This window comes from Streptomyces taklimakanensis (assembly GCF_009709575.1).
Lineage (GTDB): Bacteria > Actinomycetota > Actinomycetes > Streptomycetales > Streptomycetaceae > Streptomyces > Streptomyces taklimakanensis.
In genome coordinates this window covers 1,604,554-1,629,734 of the sequence record NZ_WIXO01000001.1, presented here as the reverse complement: position 1 = coordinate 1,629,734, position 25,181 = coordinate 1,604,554, and the positions used below count along the sequence as shown (strand labels likewise).

The 25,181-nt window shown below is 72.1% G+C and carries 23 protein-coding genes; 10 read left to right on the top strand and 13 right to left on the bottom strand.

The genetic code is table 11. The features are described 5' to 3' along the window. Positions 1 to 150: 150 nt before the first annotated feature. Together F0L17_RS07245 and F0L17_RS07240 are read left to right on the top strand one after the other, a co-directional pair. Positions 151 to 930 carry an IclR family transcriptional regulator gene (locus tag F0L17_RS07245; protein WP_155070421.1) on the top strand — a complete coding sequence of 260 codons (780 nt, stop codon included), beginning with the start codon at positions 151 to 153 and terminating at the stop codon, positions 928 to 930. Between the two features lie 76 nt (positions 931 to 1,006). Then, complete coding sequence (locus tag F0L17_RS07240) at positions 1,007 to 1,879, top strand: SMP-30/gluconolactonase/LRE family protein (RefSeq protein WP_155070420.1); 873 nt, start codon at positions 1,007 to 1,009, stop codon at positions 1,877 to 1,879. Positions 1,880 to 1,894: 15 nt separating this feature from the next. Here F0L17_RS07240 and F0L17_RS07235 read toward each other — a convergent pair whose 3' ends face one another. Beyond that, entirely contained in the window at positions 1,895 to 2,365 is a 471-nt protein-coding gene (locus F0L17_RS07235) for a MarR family winged helix-turn-helix transcriptional regulator (RefSeq protein WP_155070419.1), read from the bottom strand. Positions 2,366 to 2,449: 84 nt separating this feature from the next. Here F0L17_RS07235 and F0L17_RS07230 point away from each other — a divergent pair, with 84 nt between their 5' ends. The 6 genes from F0L17_RS07230 (at position 2,450) to arfA (ending at position 9,785) form a co-directional block, all read left to right on the top strand. Then, on the top strand, positions 2,450 to 3,466 hold the full coding sequence (locus F0L17_RS07230; protein ID WP_155070418.1) for an NADP-dependent oxidoreductase: 1,017 nt from the start codon (positions 2,450 to 2,452) through the stop codon (positions 3,464 to 3,466). A gap of 273 nt (positions 3,467 to 3,739) precedes the next feature. After that, on the top strand, positions 3,740 to 5,092 hold the full coding sequence (locus tag F0L17_RS07225; protein WP_155070417.1) for an extracellular solute-binding protein: 1,353 nt from the start codon (positions 3,740 to 3,742) through the stop codon (positions 5,090 to 5,092). Further along, complete coding sequence (locus F0L17_RS07220) at positions 5,089 to 6,060, top strand: carbohydrate ABC transporter permease (protein ID WP_155070416.1); 972 nt, start codon at positions 5,089 to 5,091, stop codon at positions 6,058 to 6,060. Before F0L17_RS07225 ends, F0L17_RS07220 begins: the two co-directional genes overlap by 4 nt. Before the next feature lie 149 nt (positions 6,061 to 6,209). Beyond that, positions 6,210 to 7,013, top strand: a complete 804-nt coding sequence (locus tag F0L17_RS07215) for a carbohydrate ABC transporter permease (RefSeq protein WP_338018245.1) — start codon at positions 6,210 to 6,212, stop codon at positions 7,011 to 7,013. Positions 7,014 to 7,156: 143 nt separating this feature from the next. Next, on the top strand, positions 7,157 to 8,158 hold the full coding sequence (locus F0L17_RS07210; protein ID WP_155070415.1) for an arabinan endo-1,5-alpha-L-arabinosidase: 1,002 nt from the start codon (positions 7,157 to 7,159) through the stop codon (positions 8,156 to 8,158). A gap of 124 nt (positions 8,159 to 8,282) precedes the next feature. After that, complete coding sequence (gene arfA / locus F0L17_RS07205; RefSeq protein ID WP_155070414.1) at positions 8,283 to 9,785, top strand: arabinosylfuranosidase ArfA; 1,503 nt, start codon at positions 8,283 to 8,285, stop codon at positions 9,783 to 9,785. Between the two features lie 73 nt (positions 9,786 to 9,858). Here the strand turns inward: arfA and F0L17_RS07200 are convergent, their stop codons facing one another. From F0L17_RS07200 to F0L17_RS07165, 8 genes are all read right to left on the bottom strand, one after another. Further along, positions 9,859 to 11,022 (bottom strand): aldose epimerase family protein, encoded by a 1,164-nt coding sequence (locus F0L17_RS07200; protein ID WP_338017993.1) that lies wholly within the window; start codon positions 11,020 to 11,022, stop codon positions 9,859 to 9,861. Beyond that, on the bottom strand, positions 11,019 to 12,164 hold the full coding sequence (gene mmsB, locus F0L17_RS07195) for a multiple monosaccharide ABC transporter permease (RefSeq protein ID WP_202917959.1): 1,146 nt from the start codon (positions 12,162 to 12,164) through the stop codon (positions 11,019 to 11,021). The genes F0L17_RS07200 and mmsB overlap by 4 nt, the downstream gene beginning before the upstream one ends. A 143-nt stretch (positions 12,165 to 12,307) precedes the next feature. Continuing rightward, complete coding sequence (gene mmsA / locus F0L17_RS07190; RefSeq protein WP_155070413.1) at positions 12,308 to 13,870, bottom strand: multiple monosaccharide ABC transporter ATP-binding protein; 1,563 nt, start codon at positions 13,868 to 13,870, stop codon at positions 12,308 to 12,310. Between the two features lie 26 nt (positions 13,871 to 13,896). Then, positions 13,897 to 15,030 (bottom strand): multiple monosaccharide ABC transporter substrate-binding protein, encoded by a 1,134-nt coding sequence (gene chvE, locus F0L17_RS07185; RefSeq protein WP_155070412.1) that lies wholly within the window; start codon positions 15,028 to 15,030, stop codon positions 13,897 to 13,899. Between the two features lie 5 nt (positions 15,031 to 15,035). Beyond that, positions 15,036 to 16,031 carry a hypothetical protein gene (locus tag F0L17_RS07180; protein ID WP_338017991.1) on the bottom strand — a complete coding sequence of 332 codons (996 nt, stop codon included), beginning with the start codon at positions 16,029 to 16,031 and terminating at the stop codon, positions 15,036 to 15,038. 146 nt (positions 16,032 to 16,177) lie between these two features. Continuing rightward, complete coding sequence (locus tag F0L17_RS07175; protein ID WP_162466759.1) at positions 16,178 to 17,170, bottom strand: alcohol dehydrogenase catalytic domain-containing protein; 993 nt, start codon at positions 17,168 to 17,170, stop codon at positions 16,178 to 16,180. A 175-nt stretch (positions 17,171 to 17,345) separates the two neighbouring features. Further along, positions 17,346 to 18,506, bottom strand: a complete 1,161-nt coding sequence (locus tag F0L17_RS07170) for an enolase C-terminal domain-like protein (protein ID WP_162465916.1) — start codon at positions 18,504 to 18,506, stop codon at positions 17,346 to 17,348. A gap of 111 nt (positions 18,507 to 18,617) precedes the next feature. Continuing rightward, positions 18,618 to 19,568 (bottom strand): SGNH/GDSL hydrolase family protein, encoded by a 951-nt coding sequence (locus tag F0L17_RS07165; RefSeq protein WP_155070411.1) that lies wholly within the window; start codon positions 19,566 to 19,568, stop codon positions 18,618 to 18,620. Positions 19,569 to 19,920: 352 nt separating this feature from the next. Between F0L17_RS07165 and F0L17_RS07160 the strand changes: the two genes are divergently transcribed. Beyond that, a complete protein-coding gene (locus tag F0L17_RS07160) occupies positions 19,921 to 20,415 on the top strand; it encodes a DUF3145 family protein (protein ID WP_162465915.1) in 495 nt (164 codons plus the stop codon). 139 nt (positions 20,416 to 20,554) lie between these two features. Here F0L17_RS07160 and F0L17_RS07155 read toward each other — a convergent pair whose 3' ends face one another. Further along, positions 20,555 to 21,199, bottom strand: a complete 645-nt coding sequence (locus tag F0L17_RS07155) for a TetR family transcriptional regulator C-terminal domain-containing protein (RefSeq protein WP_162465914.1) — start codon at positions 21,197 to 21,199, stop codon at positions 20,555 to 20,557. A 146-nt stretch (positions 21,200 to 21,345) separates the two neighbouring features. On the opposite strand from F0L17_RS07155, the gene F0L17_RS07150 reads away from it, so the two are divergent. Next, complete coding sequence (locus F0L17_RS07150; protein ID WP_162465913.1) at positions 21,346 to 22,299, top strand: beta-ketoacyl-ACP synthase 3; 954 nt, start codon at positions 21,346 to 21,348, stop codon at positions 22,297 to 22,299. Positions 22,300 to 22,442: 143 nt separating this feature from the next. On the opposite strand, the gene fabF is transcribed toward F0L17_RS07150, so the two are convergent. The 3 genes from fabF to F0L17_RS07135 all read right to left on the bottom strand — a co-directional run bounded on the left by fabF (position 22,443) and on the right by F0L17_RS07135 (position 25,146). Beyond that, complete coding sequence (fabF, locus tag F0L17_RS07145; RefSeq protein WP_162465912.1) at positions 22,443 to 23,705, bottom strand: beta-ketoacyl-ACP synthase II; 1,263 nt, start codon at positions 23,703 to 23,705, stop codon at positions 22,443 to 22,445. 89 nt (positions 23,706 to 23,794) lie between these two features. Further along, positions 23,795 to 24,043: an acyl carrier protein gene (locus F0L17_RS07140; RefSeq protein ID WP_155070408.1), complete on the bottom strand. Its 249-nt coding sequence runs from the start codon at positions 24,041 to 24,043 to the stop codon at positions 23,795 to 23,797. A 68-nt stretch (positions 24,044 to 24,111) separates the two neighbouring features. Continuing rightward, a complete protein-coding gene (locus F0L17_RS07135; RefSeq protein ID WP_155070407.1) occupies positions 24,112 to 25,146 on the bottom strand; it encodes a ketoacyl-ACP synthase III in 1,035 nt (344 codons plus the stop codon). Positions 25,147 to 25,181: the final 35 nt, after the last annotated feature.

Below are 25,181 nucleotides of genomic sequence, written 5' to 3'. Positions count from 1 at the left end.
CCGCCTCCGCGCCGGGGTCCGTTGCCGGGCGGTTCGGCCTGACGCTAGCCTACGTTCGTGATTCCGGCCATCCTTCGGAATCTCGAACGAACGGAGGGTCCGGCGCCGGGCACCGAGCGGCCGGGCCCGGGGGAGAAGGGAAGGGCGGCGATGGGACGCCTCGTACCGGCCGTGACCAGGGCGCTCGACATACTGGAACTCTTCCTCGACGGGGACGGCACCCTGTCCGCGCCGGAGATCACCCGGAAGCTGGGGCTGCCCCGCACCACCGTCCACGAACTGGTGACCACCCTGGCCGCACGCTCCTACCTGGTGCCCGTGCCCGAACAGCCCGGACGCTACCGGCTGGGAGTGCGCACCTACCAGCTCGGCAGCCGCTACGCCGAGCAGCTCGACCTCGCCGCCGAGGGCCGCCAGGTGGCCCGGAACGTCGCCGAGACCTGCGACGAGACGGTGCACGTGGCGATCCTGGAGGGCACGGACGTCATCTACATCGCCAAGGTGGACAGCACCCACGCGGTCCGCATGGTCTCCGCCGCCGGACGCCGCCTGCCCGCGCACTGCACCTCCGTGGGGAAGATGCTGCTGGCCTCCCTGCCCCGGGAGGAGCTGGAGGCACGGCTGCCCGGCCCCGGTGACGAACCGCTGAGGGCGATGACGCCGAACTCCATCACCTCGCCCGACGAGCTGCGCGAGGCGTTGACGGAGATCCGGGCGCGGGGCGTCGCCGTCGAGCGGCGCGAGTCCAACCCGGACGTGAGCTGCGTGGCCGCTCCCGTGCGCGACAGCGCGGGCCGGGTGGTGGCGGCGCTGAGCATCTCGGTGCCCACGGTCCGCTGGACCGAGGAACGGAGGGTCGAACTGGAGGCCCTGGCGGCCGAGGGGGCCGCCGAGCTGTCGGCGCGCCTGGGGTACCGGGGCGCCGCCTGAACGGACGCACGACGTACGGCGCGCGGGCGGACGAACGCGCGGGCGCGCGACCACACGGAGGAAGGGGCGGGACGGCATGACCGGAACGGGGAGGGGCGCGCGGCTCGACGCCGTGGTGCGTCAGGAGGCGCTGCTGGGCGAGGGGCCCACCTGGGACGCGGAACGCGGACGGCTGATCTGGGTGGACGTCCTCTCCTGCCGGGTGCACACCTGGGAGCCGGGCGGCGACCGTCGCACGGTGCGGGCCACCGAGCAGCACGTGGGCGCCGCCAAACCGCGCGCCGGTGGCGGTCTGGTGGTCAACCTCCGCGACGGCGTGGGCCTGTACGACGAGGACGGCTCCTTCTCCTGGCTGCACCGCGACCCCGTCCCCGGCCGGCGGGGCAACGACGCCGCCGTGGCTCCGGACGGCGCACTGTGGGCGGGCACGATGGCCTACGACGAGAGCCCCGGCGGGGGCACCCTCACCCGCGTCGCCCCCGACGGGACGGCCACCACCGTCCTGCCGGAGGTGACGGTCAGCAACGGCACGGGGTGGAGCCCGGACGGACGACGGATGTACTACGTCGACACCCCCACGCGCCGGATCGACGTCTTCGACGTGGCCCCGGACGGCGCCGGCGTCACCGGTCGCCGGCCGCTGGCCGTGGTGGAGGAGGGCGCCGGCTTCCCCGACGGGCTGACGGTGGACGCCGACGGATGCGTCTGGGTCGCCCTGTGGGACGGCGGCGCGGTGCGGCGCTACACCCCCGACGGCAGGCTGGACCGTACGGTGGTCGTCCCGGCCTCCCGGACGACCGCGTGCGCCTTCGGCGGGACGGGGCTGCGCGACCTGTACGTCACCACGGCCCGGACGGGCGTGGACCCCGCCGCCGAGCCGCTGGCCGGGGCGTTGTTGGTGCTGCCGGACGCGGGGGAGGGCCTGGCCCAGCCGCCGTTCGCGGGCTGACGCCCCGCGGGGCGCTCAGCCTTCGGCACCGCCTTCCGGGGCGTCCTCCGCGCTCCCGGCCCCCAGCATCCGTCTGAGCAGGTCGCGCAGGACCGCGCGTTCCACCGGGGTCAACTCGCCCAGCGGCTCGCGGGCGAAGTCCAGGGATCCGCGCAGCCGTTCGGCGGTGTCGAGCCCGCGCTCGGTGAGGGCGGCGAGCTTGACGCGCCGGTCGGCCGGGTCGGGGCGGCGCTCGACCAGGCCCCGGGACTCCAGCCGGTCGACGATGCCCGTGATGTTCGACGGCTCGCACTTCAACCGCCGGGCGATCTCCCGCATGGGCAGGGGCCGGTGGTGGAGGAGGGCGATCAGTCGGGCCTGGGAGCCGGTCAGGGAGTGTCGGCCGGCCGCCTCGTCGTACTCCCGGTGGAAGCGGTCGACGACGGTGCCGATCAGCTCGACCACTTCCAGGGTGAGCCGGTCGGCGGGCGCGGTGCGGGAGGTCATGGCACCAGGATACCGATTTGCTTGACAACGTGAAATATCAAGGGGATGGTTGTTTCGGTATCTGAAGCATATGGAGGGTTTTCCATGGCACTGCCCACCACCGGCCGAGAGTGGCACCTGACGGCCCGCCCGGAGGGCTGGCCCGTCCCCGAGGACTTCGCCCTGCGCGAGGCGCCCGTGCGAGCCCCCGGCTCCGGCCAGATCCTGGTGCGCAACCTCCACATGTCGGTCGATCCGTACATGCGTGGCCGCATGGACGACCGCGAGTCCTACGTGCCCCCGTTCCGGCTCGACGAGCCGATGGACGGCGGGGCGGTGGGCGTCGTCGTCGCCTCCGAGGCCGAGGGGTTCGCCCCGGGCGACCACGTGCTGCACGGCCTGGGGTGGCGCGAGTACGCCACGCTGGACGCCCGGCGCGCCTCGAAGGTCGATCCGGAGCTGGCGCCGCCGACGACCTACCTGGGGGTGCTGGGCATGCCCGGCCTGACGGCCTACGCGGGGCTGCTGGAGGTGGCCTCCTTCAAGGAGGGGGACGCCGTCTTCGTCTCCGGGGCGGCGGGCGCGGTCGGCAGCCAGGTCGGCCAGATCGCTCGGCTCAAGGGCGCCTCGCGGGTGATCGGCAGCGCCGGTTCGGCGGAGAAGGTGCGGCTGCTCACCGAGGAGTTCGGCTTCGACGCGGCCTTCAACTACAAGGACGGGTCGGTGTACCGGCAGTTGAAGGAGGCCGCGCCCGACGGCATCGACGTCTACTTCGACAACGTCGGCGGCGAGCACCTGGAGGCCGCCATCGGCTCGTTGAACGTCCATGGGCGCGTCACCGTCTGCGGCATGATCGCGCAGTACAACGACACCGAGCCGCCCGCCGCCCCGCGCAACCTCGCGCTCGTCATCGGCAAGCGGCTGCGGATCCAGGGGATGCTCGTGGGCGACCACTCCGCCCTGCGGCCGACGTTCGTGGAGGAGGTCTCGGGGTGGATCCGCTCCGGTGAGCTCAAGTACCACGAGACGGTCGTGGAGGGCATCGAGAACGCCGTGGACGCCTTCCTGGGCATGCTGCGCGGTCGGAACGTCGGAAAGATGGTCGTCAGCCTCGACGACTGACCGACCCGCTCCGGGGCCCGTGTTCCGTGCGTCGGCGTCGCCGACGGAAAGTTCGACATCGTCCGACGCGGCCTCACGCCGCGCCCGAGGGGAAGGGCCGTCCCGCGCCGCCGGGGCGGCCCTTCGGTGTGCTCGGCGGCCCCGCCGTCCCGCCGTCTCCCGTCCCGTCGCGGTGGGTTTCTGCGCAAACCATTGACGCGGCAGGTGTTCGCTCCTACCTTCCCGTTCGGACTTCCGATCACTATTCGATATTTCGAACATGGGGTGGAGCGTATGCGTCAAACCTCCCTGCCGACCCGTGCCCCCGGCAGGCGGCGTGTGCTCGGTGGCATGGCCGCCCTGGCCGCCCTGGCGGCCACCGGCACGGGCGCCGCGGGATGCGCCGCCCCGGCCGCCGTCGGCGCGGGACGCACCCGGGTGCGTTTCTGGCACCTCTTCGGCGGCGGCGACGGGGTCAACATGCGGACGATGCTGGAGGCCTACCGCGCGGCACACCCCGAGATCGCACTGGAGGCCTCCACCCTCCAGTGGGGCGCCCCGTACTACACCAAGCTCGGCATGGCGGGGGTCGGCGGACGCGCCCCCGAGGTCGCCGCCCTGCACCTGGCACGGCTGCCCGGCTTCGGTCCCGGCACCCTGCTGGACCCCTTCGACCTCGACCTGCTGGCCCAACACGGCGTCACCGAGGAGGACTTCCCCGCCGACCTGTGGCGGCGCGGCCGGATCGACGGAGCGCAGTACGCCGTCCCGCTCGACACGCACCCGATGGTCCTCTACTACAACACCGACATCTGCGAGAAGGCCGGACTGCTCGCCCCAAACGGGAGGTTGGCGCCGATCCGCGGCACCGAGGCGTTCGCCGCCGCGCTGCGGGCGGCCGGGAAGGTCACCGGCGGCCCCGGACTGGTGGTGGAGACCCTCGGCGCCGACACCATCGGCCCCTGGCGGCTGTTCTCCACCTTCTACTCCCAGGCCGGCGGCACCCTGCTGGACGAGAACGCCACCCGCGTCACCATCGACGACGCCAAGGCGATGAAGGTGCTGCGCTTCATGCGGCGGCTCACCGAGGAGGGCCTGGCCCACCACCGGGTCGACTACAACGGGACGGTCGGCGTCTTCGGCGGCGGCGAGACCGCCTTCCTGCTCAACGGCGAGTGGGAGGTCAGCACCTTCGCCAACCTGGAGCTCCCGTTCTCCATGGCCCGGGTCCCGAACCTGTTCGGCCGGCCCACCGCCCAGGCCGACTCCCACTGCTTCGTCCTGCCCCACCAGCGTGACCGCGGAGGGGAGACGAACGAGGCGGCCCACGCCTTCGTCGCCTGGATGCTGAGGCACACCGTCGAGTGGGCCAAGGGAGGCCACGTCCCCGCCTACCTCCCCGTCCTGGAGGAGCCCGCCTACCTCGACCTGCACCCGCAGTCGGAGTACCGGTCCGTGATCGACGACGTGGCCCTGGACCCGCCCGCCTGGTTCGCGGGATCCGCCTCGACGATGTGGATCGAACTCGGCGCGGTCCTCTCCGGGGTCCTCACCGGCTCCCGCACCCCGCGCGGTGCCCTGGAGGAGATGAGGGACCGGCTCCAGGCCCTCCTCGACACCCCCGACCCGCTCGGAGGAGACGCATGACCGCGACCGCGCCCACCGCCCCGGCCCCACCGCCCGCCGGGGGGACCGGAGCCGCCACGCCCTCCGCGTCCCGGCCGCCGGCCGTGCGCCGCCGCCGGCTCGAACACGGCCTGGTCTTCGTCGCGCCCTTCCTGCTGTTCCACCTCCTCTTCCTGGTCTGGCCGCTGCTGTTGGGCCTGAAGATGAGCCTGGGCGACGACAACATCACCGGTGCCGGCGGCAGCTTCGTCGGCCTGGACAACTACGTCGAGGCGCTGGGCGACCCCGACGTGTGGTCCTCGTTGTGGCACACGGTGTGGTTCACGCTGCTGTCCACCGCGCCGCTGGTCCTCACGGGACTGGTCATGGCCCTGCTCGCACACCACCTGAGAGTGTTCCAGTGGCTGTGGCGGCTGTCGTGGTTCGCGCCGTTCCTGCTGCCCTCGGGCGTCGTCGGCCTGCTGTGGCTGTGGATGATCTACCCCTCCGACTTCGGCCTGGCCGACCTGCTGCTGAACTCCCTCGGTCTCGATCCCGGGATCGGCTGGCTCACCGACACCCGCTACGCGATGCTCTCCATCGTGCTGACCACCGTGTGGTGGACGGTCGGCTTCAACTTCCTGCTCTACCTCGCCGCGCTCCAGGCCATCCCGCACCACCTGTACGAGGCCGCCGAACTGGACGGCGCCGGCGCCCGGCAGCGGCTGCGGCACATCACGCTGCCGATGCTCGCCCGCACCACCGGGGTGGTGGTCATCCTCCAACTCCTGGCCTCGCTGAAGATCTTCGACCAGATCTACATCATGACCGGCGGCGGACCCGACGAGAGCACCCGCCCGATCCTCCAGTACGTCTACGAGGCGGGCTTCACCGGTTACCGGATCGGCTACGCCTCGGCCGTCTCCTACGTCTTCTTCGCCCTGATCGTGATCGTCTCGCTGGTCCACCTGCGAATGACCCGCCGCTCCCGTGAGGAGGCCGCCAAGTGAGCGTGACCGCACAGGACGGAACCGCCACCGGTCCGGCGACCGCACCGCCCCCCGCACGCACCGCCTTCCGGCCGCTCGCCCGGTTCGCCGGGCCGCCCTCCGCGCCGGCCGGCGACGGCGGCCGGCGACCGCGCTGGACCCCGGGACGCGTGGTGACGCTCGTCGTCGCGCTCGCCCTGGTGGTGCTCTGGGTGCTGCCGCTGGCCTGGGCCGTCGCCACCTCCCTCAAGCCCGAGAACGAGACGACGCGGACCTCGCTGGAGTGGATCGGCTCGCGCGTCACCTTCGAGGCGTACGAGAAGGTGTGGGCCTCCGGCGACCTGATCCGATGGATGCTCAACTCCGCCTACGTCTCGGTCGTGACGACCGTGCTCACCGTGCTGACCTGCGCCATGGCCGCCTACGGCTTCTCGCGCACCGAATTCCGCGGCCGGAAGGCGCTCTACGGGCTGGTGATGGCGGGGATCATGGTGCCGCCGCAGGTGCTCATCGCCCCGCTCTTCGCCGAGATGGTCTCCCTCGGACTGGTCGACACCTACTGGGGCGTGATCCTGCCCCAGGTGGCCGTCCCCGCCATGGTGTTCATCCTGGTGAAGTTCTTCGAGGGGGTGCCGCGGGAGCTGGAGGAGGCGGCCTACGTCGACGGTGCCGGGCGCTGGCGGGTGTTCTGGACGGTCGTGGTGCCGCTGTCGCGGCCGGTCCTGTCCGCCGTCGCCATCTTCACCTTCATCCAGACCTGGAACAACTTCCTGTGGCCGTTCCTGGTCACCACCGACCCGAGCGCGATGACGCTCCCGGTCGGCCTGGTCAACGTCCAGTCCACCTACGGTGCCCGCTACGCCCAGGTGATGGCCTCGCTGGTGATCGCCGGTCTGCCGCTGCTGCTGGTCTTCGCCTTCTTCCAGCGGCAGATCGTCCGCGGCGTCGCCCACACCGGGCTGGCGGGACAGTGAGGGCGAGGGCGAGCCGGGGCCGGGCCCCGGCAGTGCTCTCGGCTCCTCGGCCCCTCGTCCCCCTCGTCCCCCTCGGTCCCGGAGAGGAGGAGATCGGGGCGTGCGCCCCGAACGATCCCCGGAAGAACCCCGAAGGAGTCCTGATGAACGATCGACCGAGCGGACGCGCCACGGCCGTCCGCCGCTCCCCGACAGTGCTGGTCGCCGTGCTCCTGGGGCTGCTCGTCGCCCTGGTCCCCGGCAGCGCGAACGCCTACCCGAACCCCGGTCGGGTCACCGGTGACATCTCCGTCCACGACCCGTCGATGATCCGCCTCGACGACGGCCGGTACATCCTGTACTCCACCCACAACGGACCCCAGGCCCGCGTCTCCACCGACCGGATCCACTTCACCCACGCCGGCCCGGCCTTCCCCACCCCGCCCTCCTGGTGGGCCGAGTACTCGCCGGAGCGCAGCCCCTGGGCGCCCGACATCTCCCGGCACAACGGCCGGTACTGGCTGTACTACTCGCTCTCCACCTTCGGCTCCAGCCACTCCGCCATCGGGCTGGCCACCAGCACCAGCGGCCTGCCCGGCACCTGGACCGACCACGGCATCGTGCACTCCACCACCTCGAACTCCGGCTACAACGCCATCGACCCCAACCTCTTCGTCGACGACGACGGGACGTGGTGGCTGACCTTCGGCTCCTGGTGGTCGGGGATCAAGACGATGCGGCTCGACCCGGCCACCGGCAAGCGGCACCCCGGCGACCGGACCCTCCACTCCGTCGCCGCCCGCAACCCCACGAGCAACGGCATCGAGGGACCGACGCTGATCAAGCGCGGCGGTCACTACTACCTCTTCGCGTCCTTCGACAAGTGCTGTGCCGGCACCGACAGCACCTACAGCATCCGGGTGGGCCGCTCCACCAGCCCCACCGGGCCGTTCCGCGACCGCCGCGGGGTGGACATGCGGAACAACGGCGGCACGATCGTGCTGGAGACCCACGGTCGGGTCGTCGGCCCCGGTGGCCAGTCGGTCATGTCGGATGTCGACGGGGACCTGCTCGTCTACCACTACTACAACCGCGACGACAACGGCGCGCCCACCCTCGGCATCAACCTGATGCGCTGGGACGACGGGTGGCCGGTGGCCCACTGAGAACCCGCCGGCCGCGGACGGTGACCACCTCGCCCCGTCCGCGGCCGGCGCGAGCCCGGCCCGCTGCCTCCGCTGCCCCCGCGGTCCCCCGCGGACCCCGAACCTCCCCGGACGGAAGGAATCCATGAGCACCACCGCACGTTTCGCCCTCGACCCCGCCTTCACCGTCGGCGAGGTCGACCCCCGGCTGTTCGGCTCCTTCGTGGAGCACCTCGGCCGCTGCGTCTACACGGGTGTCTTCGAACCCGGACACCCCTCCGCCGACGACCGGGGCCTGCGCACCGACGTACTGGACCTGGTCCGCGAACTGGGCGTGACCGCCATCCGCTACCCCGGCGGCAACTTCGTCTCCGGCTACCGCTGGGAGGACAGCGTCGGCCCCGCCGAGCGGCGTCCCCGCCGGCTCGACGCCGCCTGGCGCTCGGTGGAGACCAACCGCTTCGGCCTGGCCGAGTACATCGACTTCGTGCGCAAGGTCGGCGGCGAGCCCATGATGGCCGTCAACCTCGGCACCCGCGGTGTGCAGGAGGCCCGTGAACTGCTGGAGTACGCCAACCACCCCGGCGGCACCGAGCTGTCCGACCTGCGCGCCGCCCACGGCGACAAGGAGCCCTACGGCATCCGGCTGTGGTGCCTGGGCAACGAGATGGACGGCCCCTGGCAGACCGGCCACAAGACCGCCGCCGAGTACGGCCGGTTGGCCGCCGAGACCGCCCGCGCCATGCGCCAGCTCGACGACTCCCTCGAACTGGTCGCCTGCGGCAGCTCCAGCCAGGCGATGGAGACCTTCGCCGCCTGGGAGGCCACCGTCCTGGCCGAGACCTACGACCTGGTGGACCACATCTCCCTGCACGCCTACTACGAGGAGATCGACGGCGACCGCGACTCCTTCCTGGCCTCGGCCGTGGACATGGAGTCCTTCATCGAGAACGTCGTCGCCACCTGCGACCACGTCGGAGCCCGGCTGAAGTCCCGCAAGCGGATCAACCTCTCCTTCGACGAGTGGAACGTCTGGTACCAGCGGCGCTTCCAGGCCGAGCCCCTGCCCGACTGGGAGGAGGCGCCCCGACTGCTGGAGGACAACTACTCCGTCACCGACGCCGTGGTCTTCGGCTCCCTGGTGATCGCCCTGCTGCGCCACGCCGACCGGGTGACCGTCGCCTGTCTGGCCCAGCTCGTCAACGTGATCGCCCCGATCATGACCGAGCCCGGCGGCCCGGCCTGGCGGCAGACCACCTTCTTCCCCTTCGCCCAGGCCTCCCGCCACGGCCGGGGGCGGGTGCTGGACGTGCGGGTGCAGTCGCCCACGTACACCACCGCCAAGTACGGCGAGGTGCCGCTGCTGCACGCCACCGCCGTGCGCGACGAGACCACCGGCGCCGTCACCGTCTTCGCCGTCAACCGCGGGCAGCACGACGCCCTGCCGCTGGAGGTGGACCTGCGCGGACTGGCTCCCGAACGGGTGGTGGAGCACAGCGTGCTGGCCGACTCCGACCCCGAGGCCCGCAACACCCTCACCGATCCCGAGCGGGTCCTTCCGCACCCCGGTGAGGGCACCGAGCTGAGGGACGGAACGCTGCGCGCCACCCTGGAGCCGATGTCCTGGAACATGATCCGGCTCGGCTGACGTCCGTCGCCGGGGAGCACGGCGGCGGGGGCGGTCCGCTCGGGACCGCCCCCGCCGTACGCGCGCCGTGTGCCTATTCGACGGAGAAGGAGTGCACGGTCGTGCTCCGGTACGTCCGGCCCGGACGCAGCACGGTGGTGGGGAAGGACGGCCGGTTGGGGGAGTCGGGGAAGTGCTGGGTCTCCAGGCAGAACCCGTCGCCCTGCCGGTACACCCGCCCCGAGGTGCCCTCCAGGGTGCCGTCGAGGAAGTTGCCGCTGTAGAACTGCACGCCCGGCTCGGTGGTGGCGATCCGCATCACCCGGCCCGAGGTGGGCTCGGTGACGGTGACGACGTGCTCCGGCTCGGCCGTGATGCCCTTGTCCAGCACGAGGTTGTGGTCGTAGCCCTGCGCGAACAGGATCTGCTCGTGCGCCTCGCGGATGTCCGTCCCGATCGGTTTGGCCCGGCGGAAGTCGAACGGGGTGCCCGCCGCCCGCGCGAGTTCGCCCGTCGGGATCAGCGTCTCGCCGACCGGGGTGTAGCGGGAGGCGGCCACTTCCAGGTGGTGGTCCAGGACGCTGCCGCTGCCCTCCCCGGCGAGGTTGAAGTAGGTGTGGTTGGTGAGGTTGACGACGGTGGGCCGGTCGGTGGTGGCCTCGTAGTCGATCCGGAAGTCGCCGTGCCGGTCCAGTGTGTACTCCACCCGGACCTCCAGCGTCCCGGGGAAGCCCATCTCGCCGTCGGGGCTGGTGCGGGTCAGGACCAGCCCGACCTCGCCGCGCCGGGTGAACGGCTCGACCCGCCACACCCGGGCGTGGAAACCCCCCTCGCCGCCGTGCAGGCAGTGCCCGTTGTCGTTGCGGGGCAGTTCGTACGTCCGTCCGTCGAGGGTGAAGCGCCCGTTCGCGATGCGGTTGCCGTAGCGGCCGATGAGCGCGCCGAAGTACGGGGAACTCGCCACGTAGGAGTCCAGGTCGGCGAAGCCGAGCGAGACGTTGGCGTGCCGGCCGTTCCGGTCGGGCACCTCCAGGGACTGCACGACGCCGCCGTAGGAGAGCACCTTCAGTCGGGTGCCGCCGTTGGCCAGCGTCCAGACGTCCACCGCGGTGCCGTCCGCCAGTTCGCCGAACCGCTTCCGGCGCGGCTCGGACGGGCCGTGGCCGGCCGCGTGCGCCGCCCCGGTGCCCGGTCCCACGGTGGCGGCCATGCCCGCCGCCGCGGCCGCCGTGATCACTGCGCGTCTACCGGCGTTCACGATCCCACCTTCTTCTTGTTCCAGACGTCGAATCCCACCGCCGCCAGCAGGACCAGGCCCTTGATGACCTGCTGGTAGTCGGTGCCGATGCCCACCAGGGACATCCCGTTGTTGAGCACCCCGAGCACCAGACCGCCGATGACGGCACCCAGCACGGTACCCACACCGCCGCTCATCGAGGCACCGCCGATGAACGCCGCGGCGATCGCCTCCAGCTCGAAGTTGATGCCCGCCTGCGGGGTGCCGGCGTTCAGCCGGGCGGCGTACACGCAGCCCGCCAGCGCCGCCAGCACGCCCATGTTCACAAAGACCAGGAAGGTCACCTTCCGGTCCTTCACGCCCGACAGCTTGGCCGCCGCCCGGTTGCCGCCCAGGGCGTACACGTGGCGGCCGACGACCGCGTTGCGCATCACGAAGCCCAACCCGACCAGGATGGCGCACATGACCAGCAGCACCACCGGCACGCCCCGGTAGCTGGCCAGGGTGAGGGTGAACGCCAGCACCGCCGCCACGATGGCCACGCACTTGAGGACGAACAGGTTCGTCGGGAGCACCTGGAGTTCGTACTCCCGCTGTCGCCGCCGGTCGCGCCACTCCTGGGCCAGCACCACCGCCACCACGGCCACCCCGATCAGCACCGTCAGGTCGTGGTAGTTCGACAGCGGGCCGCCCTCGGGCAGGAAGCCCTGGCTGATGTTCTGGAAACCGCGCGGGAAGGGCGCCAGGGACTGGCCCTCCAACAGGATCTGGGTGCCGCCCCGGAACAGCAACATCCCCGCCAGCGTCACGATGAACGACGGGATGCCGACGTAGGCGATCCAGAAGCCCTGCCAGGCGCCCGCCAGCGCGCCGATCAGCAGCGAGCAGGCCAGTGCGACGGGCCAGGCCAGGTCGTACTCGACCATCATCACGGCCGCCGCGGCGCCGACGAAGGCGGCCAGCGAACCGACGGACAGGTCGATGTGGCCGGCGATGATCACGATCATCATGCCCATGGCCAGGATCAGGATGTAGCTGTTCTGTTGGACGATGTTGGACACGTTGACGGGCTTGAGGAGGTTGCCGTCGGTCCACACCTGGAACAGCACCACGATCAGCGCCAGCGCGACGAGCATCCCGTACTGCCGCATGTTGGCGCGCATGCCGCGCGCCAGCAGTGCCAGTGCCCCGGCGCCGCCCGCACGGCCGCCGCTCCCGCCGGGGCCCTTCCCGGCGGTCCTCCCCGAGGCGCCCCTTCCCGCGGGGGCCCCTCCCTCGGTTCCTTCGGTGATGGTGTCGTCGCTCGTCACGCGCCCCGGCTCCCGTCCTCGGTCATGTAGCGCATCAGCACCTCCTGGCTCGCGTCCTCGCGGGCCACCTCACCGGTCAGCCGTCCGGCCGCCATGGTGTAGATCCGGTCGCACATCCCCAGCAGCTCCGGGAGCTCCGAGGAGATCATCAACACCGCCTTGCCCTGCGCGGCGAGCCGGTCGACGACGGTGTAGATCTCGTACTTCGCCCCGACGTCGACACCGCGCGTGGGCTCGTCGAGGATCAGCACCTCGGGGTCGGCGTGCACCCACCGGCCGAGCACCACCTTCTGCTGGTTGCCGCCGCTGAGCCGCCCCACCTGCTCGAAGACGGTCGGGGTCTTGATGTTCATCGACGTTCGGAAGCGTTCGGCGACCCGCCGCTCCCGGTGCTCGTCCACCACCCCGGCGCGGGCCAGCTTCGGCAGCGAGGCCAGGGAGATGTTGCGGCTGACGGTGTCGATCAGGTTCAGCCCGTAGGTCTTGCGGTCCTCGGTGACGTACGCCAGGCCGCGGGCGACGGCGGCGGGCACGGTGCGGGTGTCCGCCTCCTCCCCGTCGATCCGTACCGTGCCGCCGTCGTGGACCCCGTAGGAGCGGCCGAAGACGCTCATGGCCAGCTCGGTGCGGCCCGCGCCCATCAGGCCGGCGATGCCGACGATCTCGCCGCGCCGCACCGTCAGCGACACGTCGTCGACCACCTTGCGCCGACGGTCGATGGGGTGGCGGACCGTCCAGCCGGAGATCTCCAGCGCCGGCCGCCCGGCGTCCGGGCCCTCGTAGCGGGTGCGTTCGGGGAAGCGGTGGTCCAGGTCGCGGCCCACCATGCCGCGGATGATCCGGTCCTCCGAGAGGACCGCGGGCGCCCCGGGCGAGGGGCGGACGGGGAGGGTCTCCACCGTCCGTCCGTCGCGCAGCACGGTGACGGTGTCGGCGACGCGGCGGATCTCGCCCAGCTTGTGGGAGATCAGGACGCAGGCGATGCCCTGGGAGCGCAGCTCCAGGATGAGGTCGAGGAGCTTGGCGCTGTCCTCGTCGTTGAGCGCGGCGGTCGGCTCGTCCAGGACGAGCAGCCTGACCTTCTTCGCCAGCGCCTTGGCGATCTCCACCAGTTGCTGCTTGCCCACGCCGATGTCGGCGACGCGGGTCTGCGGGTTCTCGTGCAGCCCGACCCGTCGCATCAGCGCGGCGGCGTGGCGGACGGTGTCGTTCCACCGGATGACGCCGCGCCGGGCGTGCTCGTTGCCCAGGAAGATGTTCTCGGCGATGGACAGGTAGGGCACCAGCGCCAGCTCCTGGTGGATGATGACGATGCCGCGCCGTTCGCCGGCCCGGATGTCCCGGAAGGCGCACGGTTCGCCCTCGAAGAGGATCTCCCCCTGGTAGCTGCCGTGCGGGTGGACGCCGCTGAGCACCTTCATCAGCGTCGACTTGCCCGCGCCGTTCTCCCCGCAGACGGCGTGGATCTCGCCGGGGCGGACGGTCAGATCGACCCCGGACAGCGCTCTGACCCCGGGGAAGGTCTTGGTGATCGAGCGCATCTCCAGAACGCTGCTCATGTCTTCTCCTCGCGGCCCCGCACGGACTACGTGAGCTGGTCGGCGGTGTAGTACCCCTCGTCCACGAGCAGATCGGTGTTGGACCTGTCGATGCTGACGGGCTCCAGCAGGTAGGCGGGGACGACCTTGGCGCCGTTGTCGTAGGACTCGGTGTCGTTGACCTCGGGCTCGCCGCCGCCGAGCACGGCGTCGGTCATCTGCACGGCCCGCTTCGCCAACTCGCGGGTGTCCTTGAAGACGGTCTGGGTCTGCTGCCCGGCGAGGATCGACTTGACGGAGGCCAGCTCGGCGTCCTGCCCGGTGACCACGGGGTAGGGCTTGCCCTCGGTGCCGTAGCTGGCGCTCTTGAGCGCCGAGATGACGCCGATGGAGATGCCGTCGTAGGGGGAGAGGACCGCGTCCAGGCGCTCACCGCCGTAGTGGCGGCTGAGCAGGTCGTCCATCCGCTTCTGGGCGGTGCCGCCGTCCCAGCGCAGGGTGGTGACCTGGTTCAGCTCCGTCTGGCCGCTGCGCACGACGAGCCGCCCGCTGTCGATGTGGGGCTCCAGGACGCTCATCGCGCCGCGGAAGAAGAAACCGGTGTTGTTGTCGTCCGGCGAGCCGGCGAACAGCTCCAGGTCGAACGTCTCCCCCTTGTTCTCCTCCAGCTCCAGCGCGTCGACGATGTACTGACCCTGGAGTTCGCCGACCGTGAAGTTGTCGAAGGTGGCGTAGTAGTCGACGCTCTCGGTGCCGCGGATGAGGCGGTCGTAGGCGATGACGGGGATGCCGGCCTCCTCGGCGCGGCGGAGTACGTTGGTCAGCGAGGAGCCGTCGATGGCGGCGATCACCAGTGCGTCGTGGCCCTTGGAGATCATGTTCTCGATCTGCGCGACCTGGTTCTCCACCTTGTCGTCGCCGTACTGCAGATCGGTCTCGTAGCCCTTGGCCTCGAACTGCTCCACCATGTTCTCGCCGTCGGCTATCCACCGCTCGGAGGACTTGGTGGGCATGGCGATGCCGATGGTGCCGCCCTCGGCGGCGTTGTCGGCTCCGTCGTCCCTGCTGCCGCCCTCGGAGTTCTGGCCGCAGGCGGTCAACGCCAGGGCGAGGAGGGCGCAGACGCCGACGGCGGCTCTGGTGGTGCGCGTACGGGTGCGGGCACGGGTGCGGTCGCGCATGGTGATCAGTTCCCTTCCGGTGTGCTGCCGTTCTCTTCGGGGAAGCGGTCGAGCGGGCCGGGCAGTCGGGACCCGAGGGGGGACATCCCGGTGTCGGCGCCCATCCGGGCCAGCAGGTCCAGGGCGAGCCGCCCGCGGCGGACCCGTTCGCGGGCGGTGTCCAGGGTCAGGTCGCGCAGGTGCGCGCCGTAGGGGTAGATGCCGGGCGCCTTGCTGAGGCCGAACTTGAGGTAGATCGGCGCGCCGCGCCGGATCAGCTCGGCGGCGTCGTACATCCGCACGTAGCCGCCGAGGTCGTCGGGGGCCTCCAGGTAGAAGTCCATCGGGGCGCGGCTGACGCGACGGATCTCGGTCAGGTGCTCCAGGGACAGGTCGGAGGGCACGTTGATCGAGTCGGCGCCCAGGCGTTCGAAGACGGCGAAGGAGACCGGGTTCACCGGGCCGATCAGCGCCGAGACCTTGAAGGTGGTGTCGGCGGGCAGGACGCCGCGCGTCCGCAGCCGGTGGAGGGTCAACAGCACTCCCTCGTCGGCCACCAACAGGCACCGCACGCCGAGTTCGGTGGCGCGCAGGGCGTCCTCCACGCACCCGGCGAGCGCGTCGTGGCCGCGGGCGCGCAGCCCGGCGCCGCCGGAGGGGGTGCGGGTGCCGGCCCCGGTGTCCCAGGTGCCGCGCGGCCCGGTGAACAGGCACAGTTCGGCGCCGTGTTCGGCACAGGCGCCGACCATCTCGGCGATCTCGGTGTCGGTCAACATCCACGCGCCGCTGCCCTGGCTGACGCGGTGGACGGGAACGTCCAGCGCCTCGGCCTCCTTCAGCACGGTGGTCAGTGCCTCCGGCCCCTCCACGGAGGGGATCTCGGTGCGCCAGGTGCCCCCGTCGGGGAAGGCGTGCGGCGAGGCGTCGGATGAGGCGTACTCGGGGTGGGCGTAGCCGAGGGAGGCGAGGGCGGCCTCGCCGGGACGGCGGGGGCCGGAGGGTTCGATGGACGCGTCGGTCACGATGCTCCCAGGTTCGATATGTCGTACGGCGTTCGTGGTCGAGGGTGTGGAACGGGATCGGGCTCGGACGGGGGCGCGGGACGTCGGATCCGGTGGTCCGGGCCCGCCCGGTGTCGGGCGGGCCCGTCCCTGACCAGGCCTGGCGGTCAGGGACGCAGCAGCACCTTGCCGACCTCCGGGTCTTCGCCGCCGACCAGTGCGACGGCCCGGGCGAACTCCTCCAGCGGCAGTTCGTGGGTGATCAGGGCGGCCGGCGCGAGCAGACCGGTCTCGAAGGCGCGCACCGCGTACGCCCAGGCGGCCGACGGCGCGCCGAAGACGGTCCGGACGGTGATCTGCCCGACGGTCAGGTGGATCGGGTCGATGCCCGCCGCGCCCGGCTCGGGCAACCCGGTGAGGACCACCCGACCGCCGCGCCGGGCCAGCAGACAGGAGTCCCGTGCGGTGGTGGGCGCGCCCGCGGTCTCCACCACCAGGTCGTAGCGGCCGTGCAGTTCCCCGGTCGCCGCCGGCTCGCGCGCCTCGGTGGCGCCCATCGCCGTCGCCTGCCGGGCGCGCTCGATCCTGGGATCCACCACCAGCAGCTCGGCGGGGGAGGAGGCGGCCAGGAACTGGACGGCCAGCAGGCCGAGCGTGCCCGCGCCGACCACCGCGATCCGCTCGCCGGGCCGGGGCTCCGCCGCCAGCGCGGCCGCGGCGACCACGGCGGCCGGCTCCAGCAGGGCCGCGGAGCGCAGGTCGGCGCCGTCGTCCAGGACGTGCAGCAGCCGGGCGGGCAGGGTCAGGGCGTCGGCGAAGGCGCCGGGCCGGGTGAAGCCCGTCTCGTCGTAGCCGCCGACGCACAGGCTGCCGGCGCCCTCCCGGCAGCGGTCGCAGACCAGGCAGGCGCGGAACCCCTCGCCCACCGCCTTCCGCCCGACCAGCGCCGGGTCGACGCCCTCCCCGACCTCCTCCACCGTCCCGGACCACTCGTGGCCGGGGACGACGGGGTAGCGGACGTAGCCCTCGGCCCGGGTGCCGGCGTACACCTCGCGGTCGCTGGCGCAGACCCCGGCCGCGAACACCGCCACCCGGACCTCGCCCGGTCCGGGCGGGGCGTGGGACACCTCGGCGAACCGGTGCGCGCCGGGCCGCTCCACGACGACGGCCCGGCCGGGACGCGGGGCGCGCGGTGCGGCGTGGGGGGCGCGGCCCGGCTCGGTGGTCCGTGGGCCCTGGTCGTGTACCGGTGTGTTCACCGCCGGATCCTCCCCGCTTCCCGAGATCCGTACGCGTGCGGGGCCCGTGCCGCGGCGCCGCGTGCCGCCCGGCCCCTCACGCCCGCGTCCCGCGCGGGTTCCGCTTCTCCCAGCCCTCGGCCCACAGGTCGAACCGGGCCTGCTGCTGCGGGAACTCGGCCGCCGCGTCGGTGTCCAGCTCCACGCCCAGCCCGGGGGCGTCCGGGAGGGCGAAGTAGCCGTCCACGACCTCCGGCGCGCCCTTGACCACCCTCTTGATCTCGGCGTCCGCGAAGTCGTTGAAGTGCTCCAGGATCTTGAAGTTCGGGGTGCAGCCCGCCAGTTGGAGCGAGGCGGCGGTCAGCACCGAGCCGCCGACGTTGTGCGGCGCCACCATCATGTAGTGGGTCTCGGCGGTGGCGGCGAGCTTGCGGGTCTCCAGGATGCCGCCGAGGTGGCCCAGGTCCGGCTGGATGATGTCGACGGCCTGCGACTCGAACAGCTCGCGGAACTCGATCCGGTCGTGGATGCGCTCGCCGGTGGCGATCGGCATGTCCACCTTGTCGGCCACCTTCGCCAGGGCCTTGAGGTTCTCCGGCGGCACGGGCTCCTCCAGCCAACTCGGCCGGAACGGCTCCACTTCGCGGGCGATGCGGACGGCCGTGGAGGGGCTGAACCGGCCGTGCATCTCCAGCAGCAGCTCGCGCTCCGGCCCGATCGCGTCCCGCACCGCTTCCACCAGGGCGACCGAGCGCAGCGTCTCGGTGTGGTCCAGCTCGAAGTGGCCGGTGCCGAAGGGGTCCAGCTTGAGCGCCCGGTAGCCGCGCTCGACGACCTTCAGGGCCGCCTGGTGGAACGCCTCGGGGGTGCGTTCGACGGTGTACCAGCCGTTGGCGTACGCCTTGACCTTCTCGGTGACCCGTCCGCCGAGCAACTGCCAGACGGGTACGCCCAGTGCCTTGCCCTTGATGTCCCAGCAGGCCATCTCCACGACGGCGATGCCGGACATCACGATCTCGCCGGCCCGCCCGTAGTCGCCGTACTTCATGCGGCGCACCAGGTCCTCGACGGCGAAGGGGTCGGAGCCGGCGATGTGGTTGGCCTCGGCCTCCCGCAGGTAGCCGACGAGCGCGTCGGTGTGCCCGAGCATCCGGGTCTCGCCGACGCCGGTGAGTCCCTCGTCGGTGTGCACCTGGACGTAGGTCAGGTTGCGCCACGGAGTACCGACGACATGCGTGCTGATTCCGGTGATGCGCACAGCGGTGCCCTTCTATGTCGTTCGATATTTCGTCACACGTTCGAAATGCTGGCGTGAATGTAATGACGTGCTCGGACCGACGTCAATGGGGTGGACGTGGATTCGCGCCGCTCAGGCGGGCGGACGCTCGGCGGTCACCACGCGGTGGGCGATCTCGGCGAGCCTGCGCTGCCCCTCCACGCCCGGGTGGAACCAGTCCCAGGTGCTCAACTCCCGGGTGGTGAAGCGGTAGGCGTGGACCGCCCCGCCGTCGTGACGGCAGCGCGCGTCGCCCGCGCAGACCTCCTCCAGCGCCGAGTTGTACGCCCGCACCCGCTCCGCCACCTTTCCGCGCCGCTCGGCGGCCGCGGTGTCCAAGGGGTCGGAGGTGCCGCCCAGCATCGACGGGCAGATGCCCAGCTTCCACACCTGCGAGGCCAGGGGGTGGGAGCGGCCCACGGACCACAGCCGCTCCAGGTCCGGCAGGCTCGCCACGAAGACCTGCGTCCTCGGCGACGCGGCGCGCAGGGCGCGCAGCGCCTCGGCGAAGTCGGCTCGGAACTCCTCCACCGGCGTCATCTCCCCGACGGTCGGTCGGCAGGCGTCGTTCGCGCCGACCAGCACCGTCACCAGCTCCGGCCGGTGGGCGGCGGCCCTGCGGGCCTGACCGGGCAGGTCGGACATCAGGGCGCCGGAGCGCGCGTGGTTCCAGCGGGCGGAGGCCGGCACGTCCAGCCGTCGGGCCAGGCTGTCCACCTCCGGCGAGGTCCCGGTGGCCCAGGACGCCTCCGGGCAGTCGTCCAGCAGCGAGCAGGCGTCGAAGGCGCGGGTGATGGAGTCGCCCAGGGCCGCCAGCGAGTCCGGCCCGGTGTCCCAGGTGGGGGAGGGGGAGGCGCTCCGGGGTCGCGGCGCGTCGTCGTTCCCCTCGGAGCCGGCGTCGCCGCCCCCGGTCGGGCCGCCGCACGAGACGGCGAACACGATCAGGGCCACCACCGCGGCGACGACCGCGCACGCGGCGCCCAGCACCCCTCGGTGCCCGCCCCGCCGGGCCCGGCGGGGGTCGGACGACAGGTCCTCTCGCATTTCTTCCTCCCGCCGTTGCTTCCCGTGCCGACCGTTTCCCGGTGGGACGATGGTTCGGTCGGGTGGGATGACCGCCGTGACGGACGGTACGTCACCCCATGTGCGCCGCGGCACGGTAGCTTTTTCCGTGACGGTCCGAAAATGGCCGCTGGACACGGCTGACAGATTACATCGCGTCACTTGATGTCCCTTTTAGGGAGAATCAGCACGAATAGTGTTTACTGTTCGTAACCTCGGAGGCTGGAAGACAGGTGACCGATGTGACAAGACGCCAAGCGGTGCTCCGGCGCACGGCCGACAGGGTTTCGAGGCCGCCACGGAAGGTCGCACTCGAACCGCACAGGAGGTCCCGGTGACGACACGTGGAGTTCTGTACGTCCACTCCGCGCCCCGCGCACTGTGTCCACACGTCGAATGGGCCGTCGCCGGAGTGCTCGGCGCCCGCGTCGGACTCGACTGGATCAAGCAGCCCGCCGCGCCGGGCACCTGGCGCGCCGAACTGTCCTGGCAGGGCGAACCGGGCACCGCCTCCAAGCTGGCCTCCGCGCTGCGCGGCTGGCGGATGCTCCGCTACGAGGTCACCTCCGAGCCCTGCTCCACCGCCGAGGGCGAGCGCTACAGCTCCACCCCCGAACTGGGCATCTTCCACGCGGTGACCGGCCTGCACGGCGACATCCTCATCCCCGAGGACCGGCTGCGCTCCGCCCTCGACCGCGCCGCGCGCGGCGAGACGGAGCTGGAGACCGAGATCGCCAAACTGCTCGGCAAGCCCTGGGACGACGAGTTGGAGCCCTTCCGCTACGCGGGCGAGGGCGCTCCGGTGCGCTGGCTCCACCAGGTGGTCTGACGGGCGGTCCGGCACCCGCCCTCCCGGTCCGGCGCCCGTCCTCCCGGTCCGGCACCCGTCCTCCCGGTCCGGCCACGGGTTTCCGCCGGTTCTTCCGCCCGATGCCCCCGCCGACGCTCCTCGGCTCCCTCCGGCCGCCTCAGGAGGAGGCCGGAGGGGAGGGCCGGGCCGCGGTCGGCCCCGGCGCGGGGGGCAGCAACCGGTCCACCGCGCGCCGGGCGCGGCCGGCGGCCGCGGTGTCGCCGTCGAGCTGGAGGGCGTGGTTCAGGCTCATCAGGATTCCGTAGAGCTCGAACACGACCTGCTCCGGATCGGTGTCGCGGGGCAGCTCGCCGCGTCGGACGGCCGTCCGCACGTCCGCCGAGAGCCTGTGCCGCCACGCGCCGAACTGGCGCCGCAGCAGGTCCCGCACGGGCCCGACGCGACCGTCGTACTCGAAGGTGGAGCCGACGAAGAGGCAGCCGCCGGGGAACACCCCGCGCTCCAGGTAGGAGATCCACGTCGCGCAGACCGCGCGCAGCCGCGCCAGTCCCGGCTCGGCGCCGGCCGCGGGACGCCAGACCTCACGGTCGAAGATCGTCGCCGCCCGTTCCAGGGCGGCGATCTGAAGTGCCTCCTTGGTGCCGAAGTGGCCCAGCAGGCCGGACTTGCTGAGCCCCAGGTCGGCGGCGAGCCGGCCGATCGTCAGCCCTTCCAGGCCCTCCAACGAGGCGAGGGCGACACTGCGTTCGACGATCCGCTCGCGGGTGCGGCGGGCTTCGGCGGCGGATCTGCGGGGGCTCACGGACGCCATCGTACGGCGTACCGAGTGTTGGACCTCGTTAGAGTCCGATCGATCGGTCGCTATAGGGTCCGGGTATCGACGAGTCGAGGCCGGGTCCGAACGCGCGTACCCGCCCCGGGCCACGGCCGAGCCGAGGAGGACCAACAGTGCCCCGTACCCGTATCGCCGCCCTGGGCCACCACCAGCCCGACCACGTGCTGACCAACCACGACCTGGCGGGCATGGTGGAGACCAGCGACGAGTGGATCCGGCAACGGACCGGTATCGTCACCCGCCGCGTCGCCCGCGAGGAGACCGTCACCGATCTGGCCGCCGCCGCGGCGGGCAAGGCCCTGGCCGCCTCCGGGCTCGATCCGGCCGACATCGGACTGGTCACCGTCGCCACCTGCTCGGCCCAGGACCGCTGTCCGTCCATCGCCGCCCAGGTCGCCGGGCGCCTGGGCGTTCCCGGCGCCGTCGCCTTCGACCTCAACAACGGCTGCGCGGGCTTCACCACCGCCCTGGCCACCGCCGACCACTCGCTGCGCGCCGGGGCCGCGCGGCACGCCCTGGTCGTCGGCGCCGAGAAGATGTCCGACGTCACCGACTGGACCGACCGCTCCACCTGCGTCCTCCTCGGTGACGGGGCGGGCGCGGCCGTCGTCAGCGCCGAGGAGGGCGGCGACGCCGGCCGGGACGGCATCGGCCCCGTCGTCTGGGGCTCCGACCCCACGCGCGGGGACGCCGTACGGCTGAAGGGCGCCTGGCGGCCGCGCTTCGCCCAGGAGGGCCAGACCGTCTTCCGCTGGGCCACCACCGAGCTGGCCCCCCTGATCGAGCGGGCGTGCGAGAAGGCCGGTGTCGCCCCCGGGGACCTCGGTGGCATCGTCACCCACCAGGCCAACCTGCGCATCATCGAGTCCCTGGTGCGCCGCCTGAGCGTGGACGGCGTCGTGGTGGCGCGCGACGTGGTCGACTCCGGCAACACCTCGGCCGCCTCCGTTCCGCTCGCCCTGTCCAAGCTGGTCGAGCGCCGTGAACTCGAACCGGGGGCGCCCGTGCTGCTGTTCTCCTTCGGCGGTGGGCTCTCCTGGGCCGGGCAGGTCGTCACCTGCCCCTGACCGGGGCGGCGGGCGCGGGAACGCCCCGCGGGGGCACGTCGAGGGGCCCTGGCCGGTCGTACCGGCCAGGGCCCCTCGGGATCCGTCTCGCGCCTGTGACGGCCCGTCGGACGCGCTCTCGGGTCCGTGCGTCGGGTCGCGCGTCAGACGGTCCGGAAGGCCACGACGACGTTGTGGCCGCCGAAGCCGAAGGAGTTGTTGAGGGCGACGAGCGGGCCCTCGCCCAGCGAGCGGGCCTCGTCGCGCACGATGTCGGCGTCGACCTCCTCGTCCAGGTTCTCGACGTTGACGGTCGGCGGAGCCGTGCGGTGGTGCAGGGCGAGCACCGCCGCCACCGTCTCGACACCGCCCGCGCCGCCCAGCAGGTGGCCGGTCATGGACTTGGTGGCGGAGACGGCCACGTGGTCCAGGTCGGAGCCCAGCACCTTGCGCAGTGCCTTGATCTCCGCGACGTCGCCCTGCGGCGTGGAGGTGGCGTGCGCGTTGACGTGCGCGACCTCCGAGGGCTTCAGGCCGGTGGTCTCCAACAGGTGCTGGAGCGCGGCGGCGATGCCCCGGCCGGTCGGCTCGGGCTGGGCGATGTGGTGGTTGTCCGCGGACAACCCCTGGCCCAGCACCTCGCAGTAGACCCGCGCGCCCCGCCGCGCGGCGTGCTCGGCCGACTCCAGCACCACGATGCCCGCGCCCTCGCCGAGCACGAAGCCGTCACGGGCCGTGTCGAAGGGGCGCGACGCCCTCTCGGGCGCGTCGTTGTTCTTGGACATCGCCATCATGTTGGCGAAGGCGGCGACGGGCAGCGGGTGGATGGCCGCCTCGGTGCCGCCGGTGACGACCACGTCGGCGCGTCCGCTGCGGATCATCTCCACGGCGTAGCCGACCGCCTCGGCCCCCGAGGCGCAGGCGCTGACCGGGGTGTGCACGCCCGCCTGGGCGCCCACCTCCAGGCCGACGTTGGCGGAGGGGCCGTTGGGCATCAGCATCGGAACGGTGTGCGGGGAGACCCGGCGCGCGCCCTTCTCCCTCAGCACGTCGTACTGGTCGAGCAGCGTGGTGACGCCGCCGATGCCGGAGGCGACGACGGTGCCGAGCCGGTCCGGGTCCACCTGACCGCTCTCTCCGGCCTTGCCCTCGAAGCCGGCGTCGGCCCATGCCTCGCGGGCGGCGATCAGCGCGAACTGCGCCGAGCGGTCCAGCTTGCGGGCCAGGGGGCGGGGCAGGACCTCGGAGGGCTCGACCGCCACCCGGGCGGCGATCCTCACCGGCAGCTCGGCCGCCCAGTCGTGCTCCAGGGCCCTGACGCCGGAACGGCCGGCGACCAGGCCCTCCCACGTCGATGCGCTGTCGCCACCCAGCGGTGTGGTTGCGCCGACACCGGTGACGACCACGGTGCGATTGGTCGCGTTCACGGGTTTTCTCGTCTCCACTGGTAGGGGATGTGCGGTCATCCGCCACCGCGAACGGGTGGCGACAAACGCCTCGACGGATTCCGGACGGATCAGTCCTGGTGGGTGGTGATGTAGTCCACCGCGTCACCGACGGTCTTGAGGTTCTTGACGTCGTCGTCCGGGATCTTCACGCCGAAGCGCTCCTCGGCGGCGACGACGACCTCGACCATGGACAGCGAGTCGACGTCCAGGTCGTCGGTGAAGGACTTCTCCGGCTGGACGTCCTCGACCGGGATGCCGGCGATCTCGTTCACGATCTCGGCGAGACCGGCGACGATCTCTTCCTTGGTGGCGGCCATGTGTGGCGCTCCTTCTCGTTGTGTTGCCTTGTGCTGCGGTCTGTTGCGGTGCGGTGTGGAACGACCGACTAGGGGAGGGTAACGACCGTTGCCGCGTAGACGAGACCCGCCCCGAATCCGATGACGAGCGCGGTGTCGCCGCTCTTCGCCTGCCCGGTCGCCAACAACCGCTCCATGGCGAGCGGGATGGAGGCGGCCGAGGTGTTGCCGGTGGTCTCCACGTCACGGGCGACCGTGACGTGCTCCGGCAGCTTGAGGGTCTTCACCATCGAGTCGATGATCCGCATGTTGGCCTGGTGCGGGATGAAGACGTCCAGGTCGTCGGCGGTGATCCCGGCGGCCTCCAGAGCCTGCTGGGCGACTTTCGCCATCTCGAAGACGGCCCAGCGGAAGACCGTCTGCCCCTCCTGCCGGAGCGCCGGGAACTTCAACGTGCCGTCCTCGCCGACGGGCAGCCGCGACACGTCGCCGACGCGGAAGTCGTCCCACGGCACGGTCTGCGAGATGACGTCCGCCTTGTCGCCCTCCGACCCCCACACGACGGGGCCGATGGCGGGCTCCTCGGACGGGCCGACGACCACCGCGCCGGCGCCGTCGCCGAAGAGGAAGGCGGTGGTGCGGTCCGTCAGGTCCGTCAGGTCCGACAGCCGTTCGACGCCGACCACCAGCGCGTACTCGGCGCTGCCGTCCACGATCAGGCCCTTGGCGATGGTCAGGCCGTAGCCGAAGCCCGCGCAGGCCGCGGAGATGTCGAAGGCGGCGGCCTTGTCGGTGCCCAGCCGGTGGGCGATCTCGGTGGCGATCGAGGGCGTCTGCTTGAAGTGGGAGACGGTCGAGATGACGACCGCGCCGATCCGCTGCGGATCGATTCCGGCGTCCGCGATGGCCTTGCCCGCCGCGGCGAGGGTCATCTCCGCGACGGTCTCCTCCGGGCCCGCCCAGTGCCGGGTGGCGATCCCGGAACGGGAACGGATCCACTCGTCGGAGGAGTCGATGTGCTTCAGGATCTCCTCGTTGGGCACTACACGGGTCGGCCGGTAGCCGCCCACACCGAGGATGCGCGCGTACGGCGCGCCCCTGGAGGGCCTGATCTTCGCGGTCATGCTTCTCGAAGCTCCTATCGGCTGCTGTCCGGCCA

Bases quoted from the DNA above. Each gene is read 5' to 3' on its own strand.
- F0L17_RS07245 (WP_155070421.1), top strand. From the start codon at position 151: ATGGGACGCCTCGTACCGGCCGTGACCAGGGCGCTCGACATACTGGAA.
- F0L17_RS07240 (WP_155070420.1), top strand. From the start codon at position 1,007: ATGACCGGAACGGGGAGGGGCGCGCGGCTCGACGCCGTGGTGCGTCAG.
- F0L17_RS07235 (WP_155070419.1), bottom strand. From the start codon at position 2,365: ATGACCTCCCGCACCGCGCCCGCCGACCGGCTCACCCTGGAAGTGGTC.
- F0L17_RS07230 (WP_155070418.1), top strand. From the start codon at position 2,450: ATGGCACTGCCCACCACCGGCCGAGAGTGGCACCTGACGGCCCGCCCG.
- F0L17_RS07225 (WP_155070417.1), top strand. From the start codon at position 3,740: ATGCGTCAAACCTCCCTGCCGACCCGTGCCCCCGGCAGGCGGCGTGTG.
- F0L17_RS07220 (WP_155070416.1), top strand. From the start codon at position 5,089: ATGACCGCGACCGCGCCCACCGCCCCGGCCCCACCGCCCGCCGGGGGG.
- F0L17_RS07210 (WP_155070415.1), top strand. From the start codon at position 7,157: ATGAACGATCGACCGAGCGGACGCGCCACGGCCGTCCGCCGCTCCCCG.
- arfA (WP_155070414.1), top strand. From the start codon at position 8,283: ATGAGCACCACCGCACGTTTCGCCCTCGACCCCGCCTTCACCGTCGGC.
- mmsB (WP_202917959.1), bottom strand. From the start codon at position 12,164: ATGCGCGCCAACATGCGGCAGTACGGGATGCTCGTCGCGCTGGCGCTG.
- mmsA (WP_155070413.1), bottom strand. From the start codon at position 13,870: ATGAGCAGCGTTCTGGAGATGCGCTCGATCACCAAGACCTTCCCCGGG.
- chvE (WP_155070412.1), bottom strand. From the start codon at position 15,030: ATGCGCGACCGCACCCGTGCCCGCACCCGTACGCGCACCACCAGAGCC.
- F0L17_RS07165 (WP_155070411.1), bottom strand. From the start codon at position 19,568: ATGCGAGAGGACCTGTCGTCCGACCCCCGCCGGGCCCGGCGGGGCGGG.
- F0L17_RS07140 (WP_155070408.1), bottom strand. From the start codon at position 24,043: ATGGCCGCCACCAAGGAAGAGATCGTCGCCGGTCTCGCCGAGATCGTG.
- F0L17_RS07135 (WP_155070407.1), bottom strand. From the start codon at position 25,146: ATGACCGCGAAGATCAGGCCCTCCAGGGGCGCGCCGTACGCGCGCATC.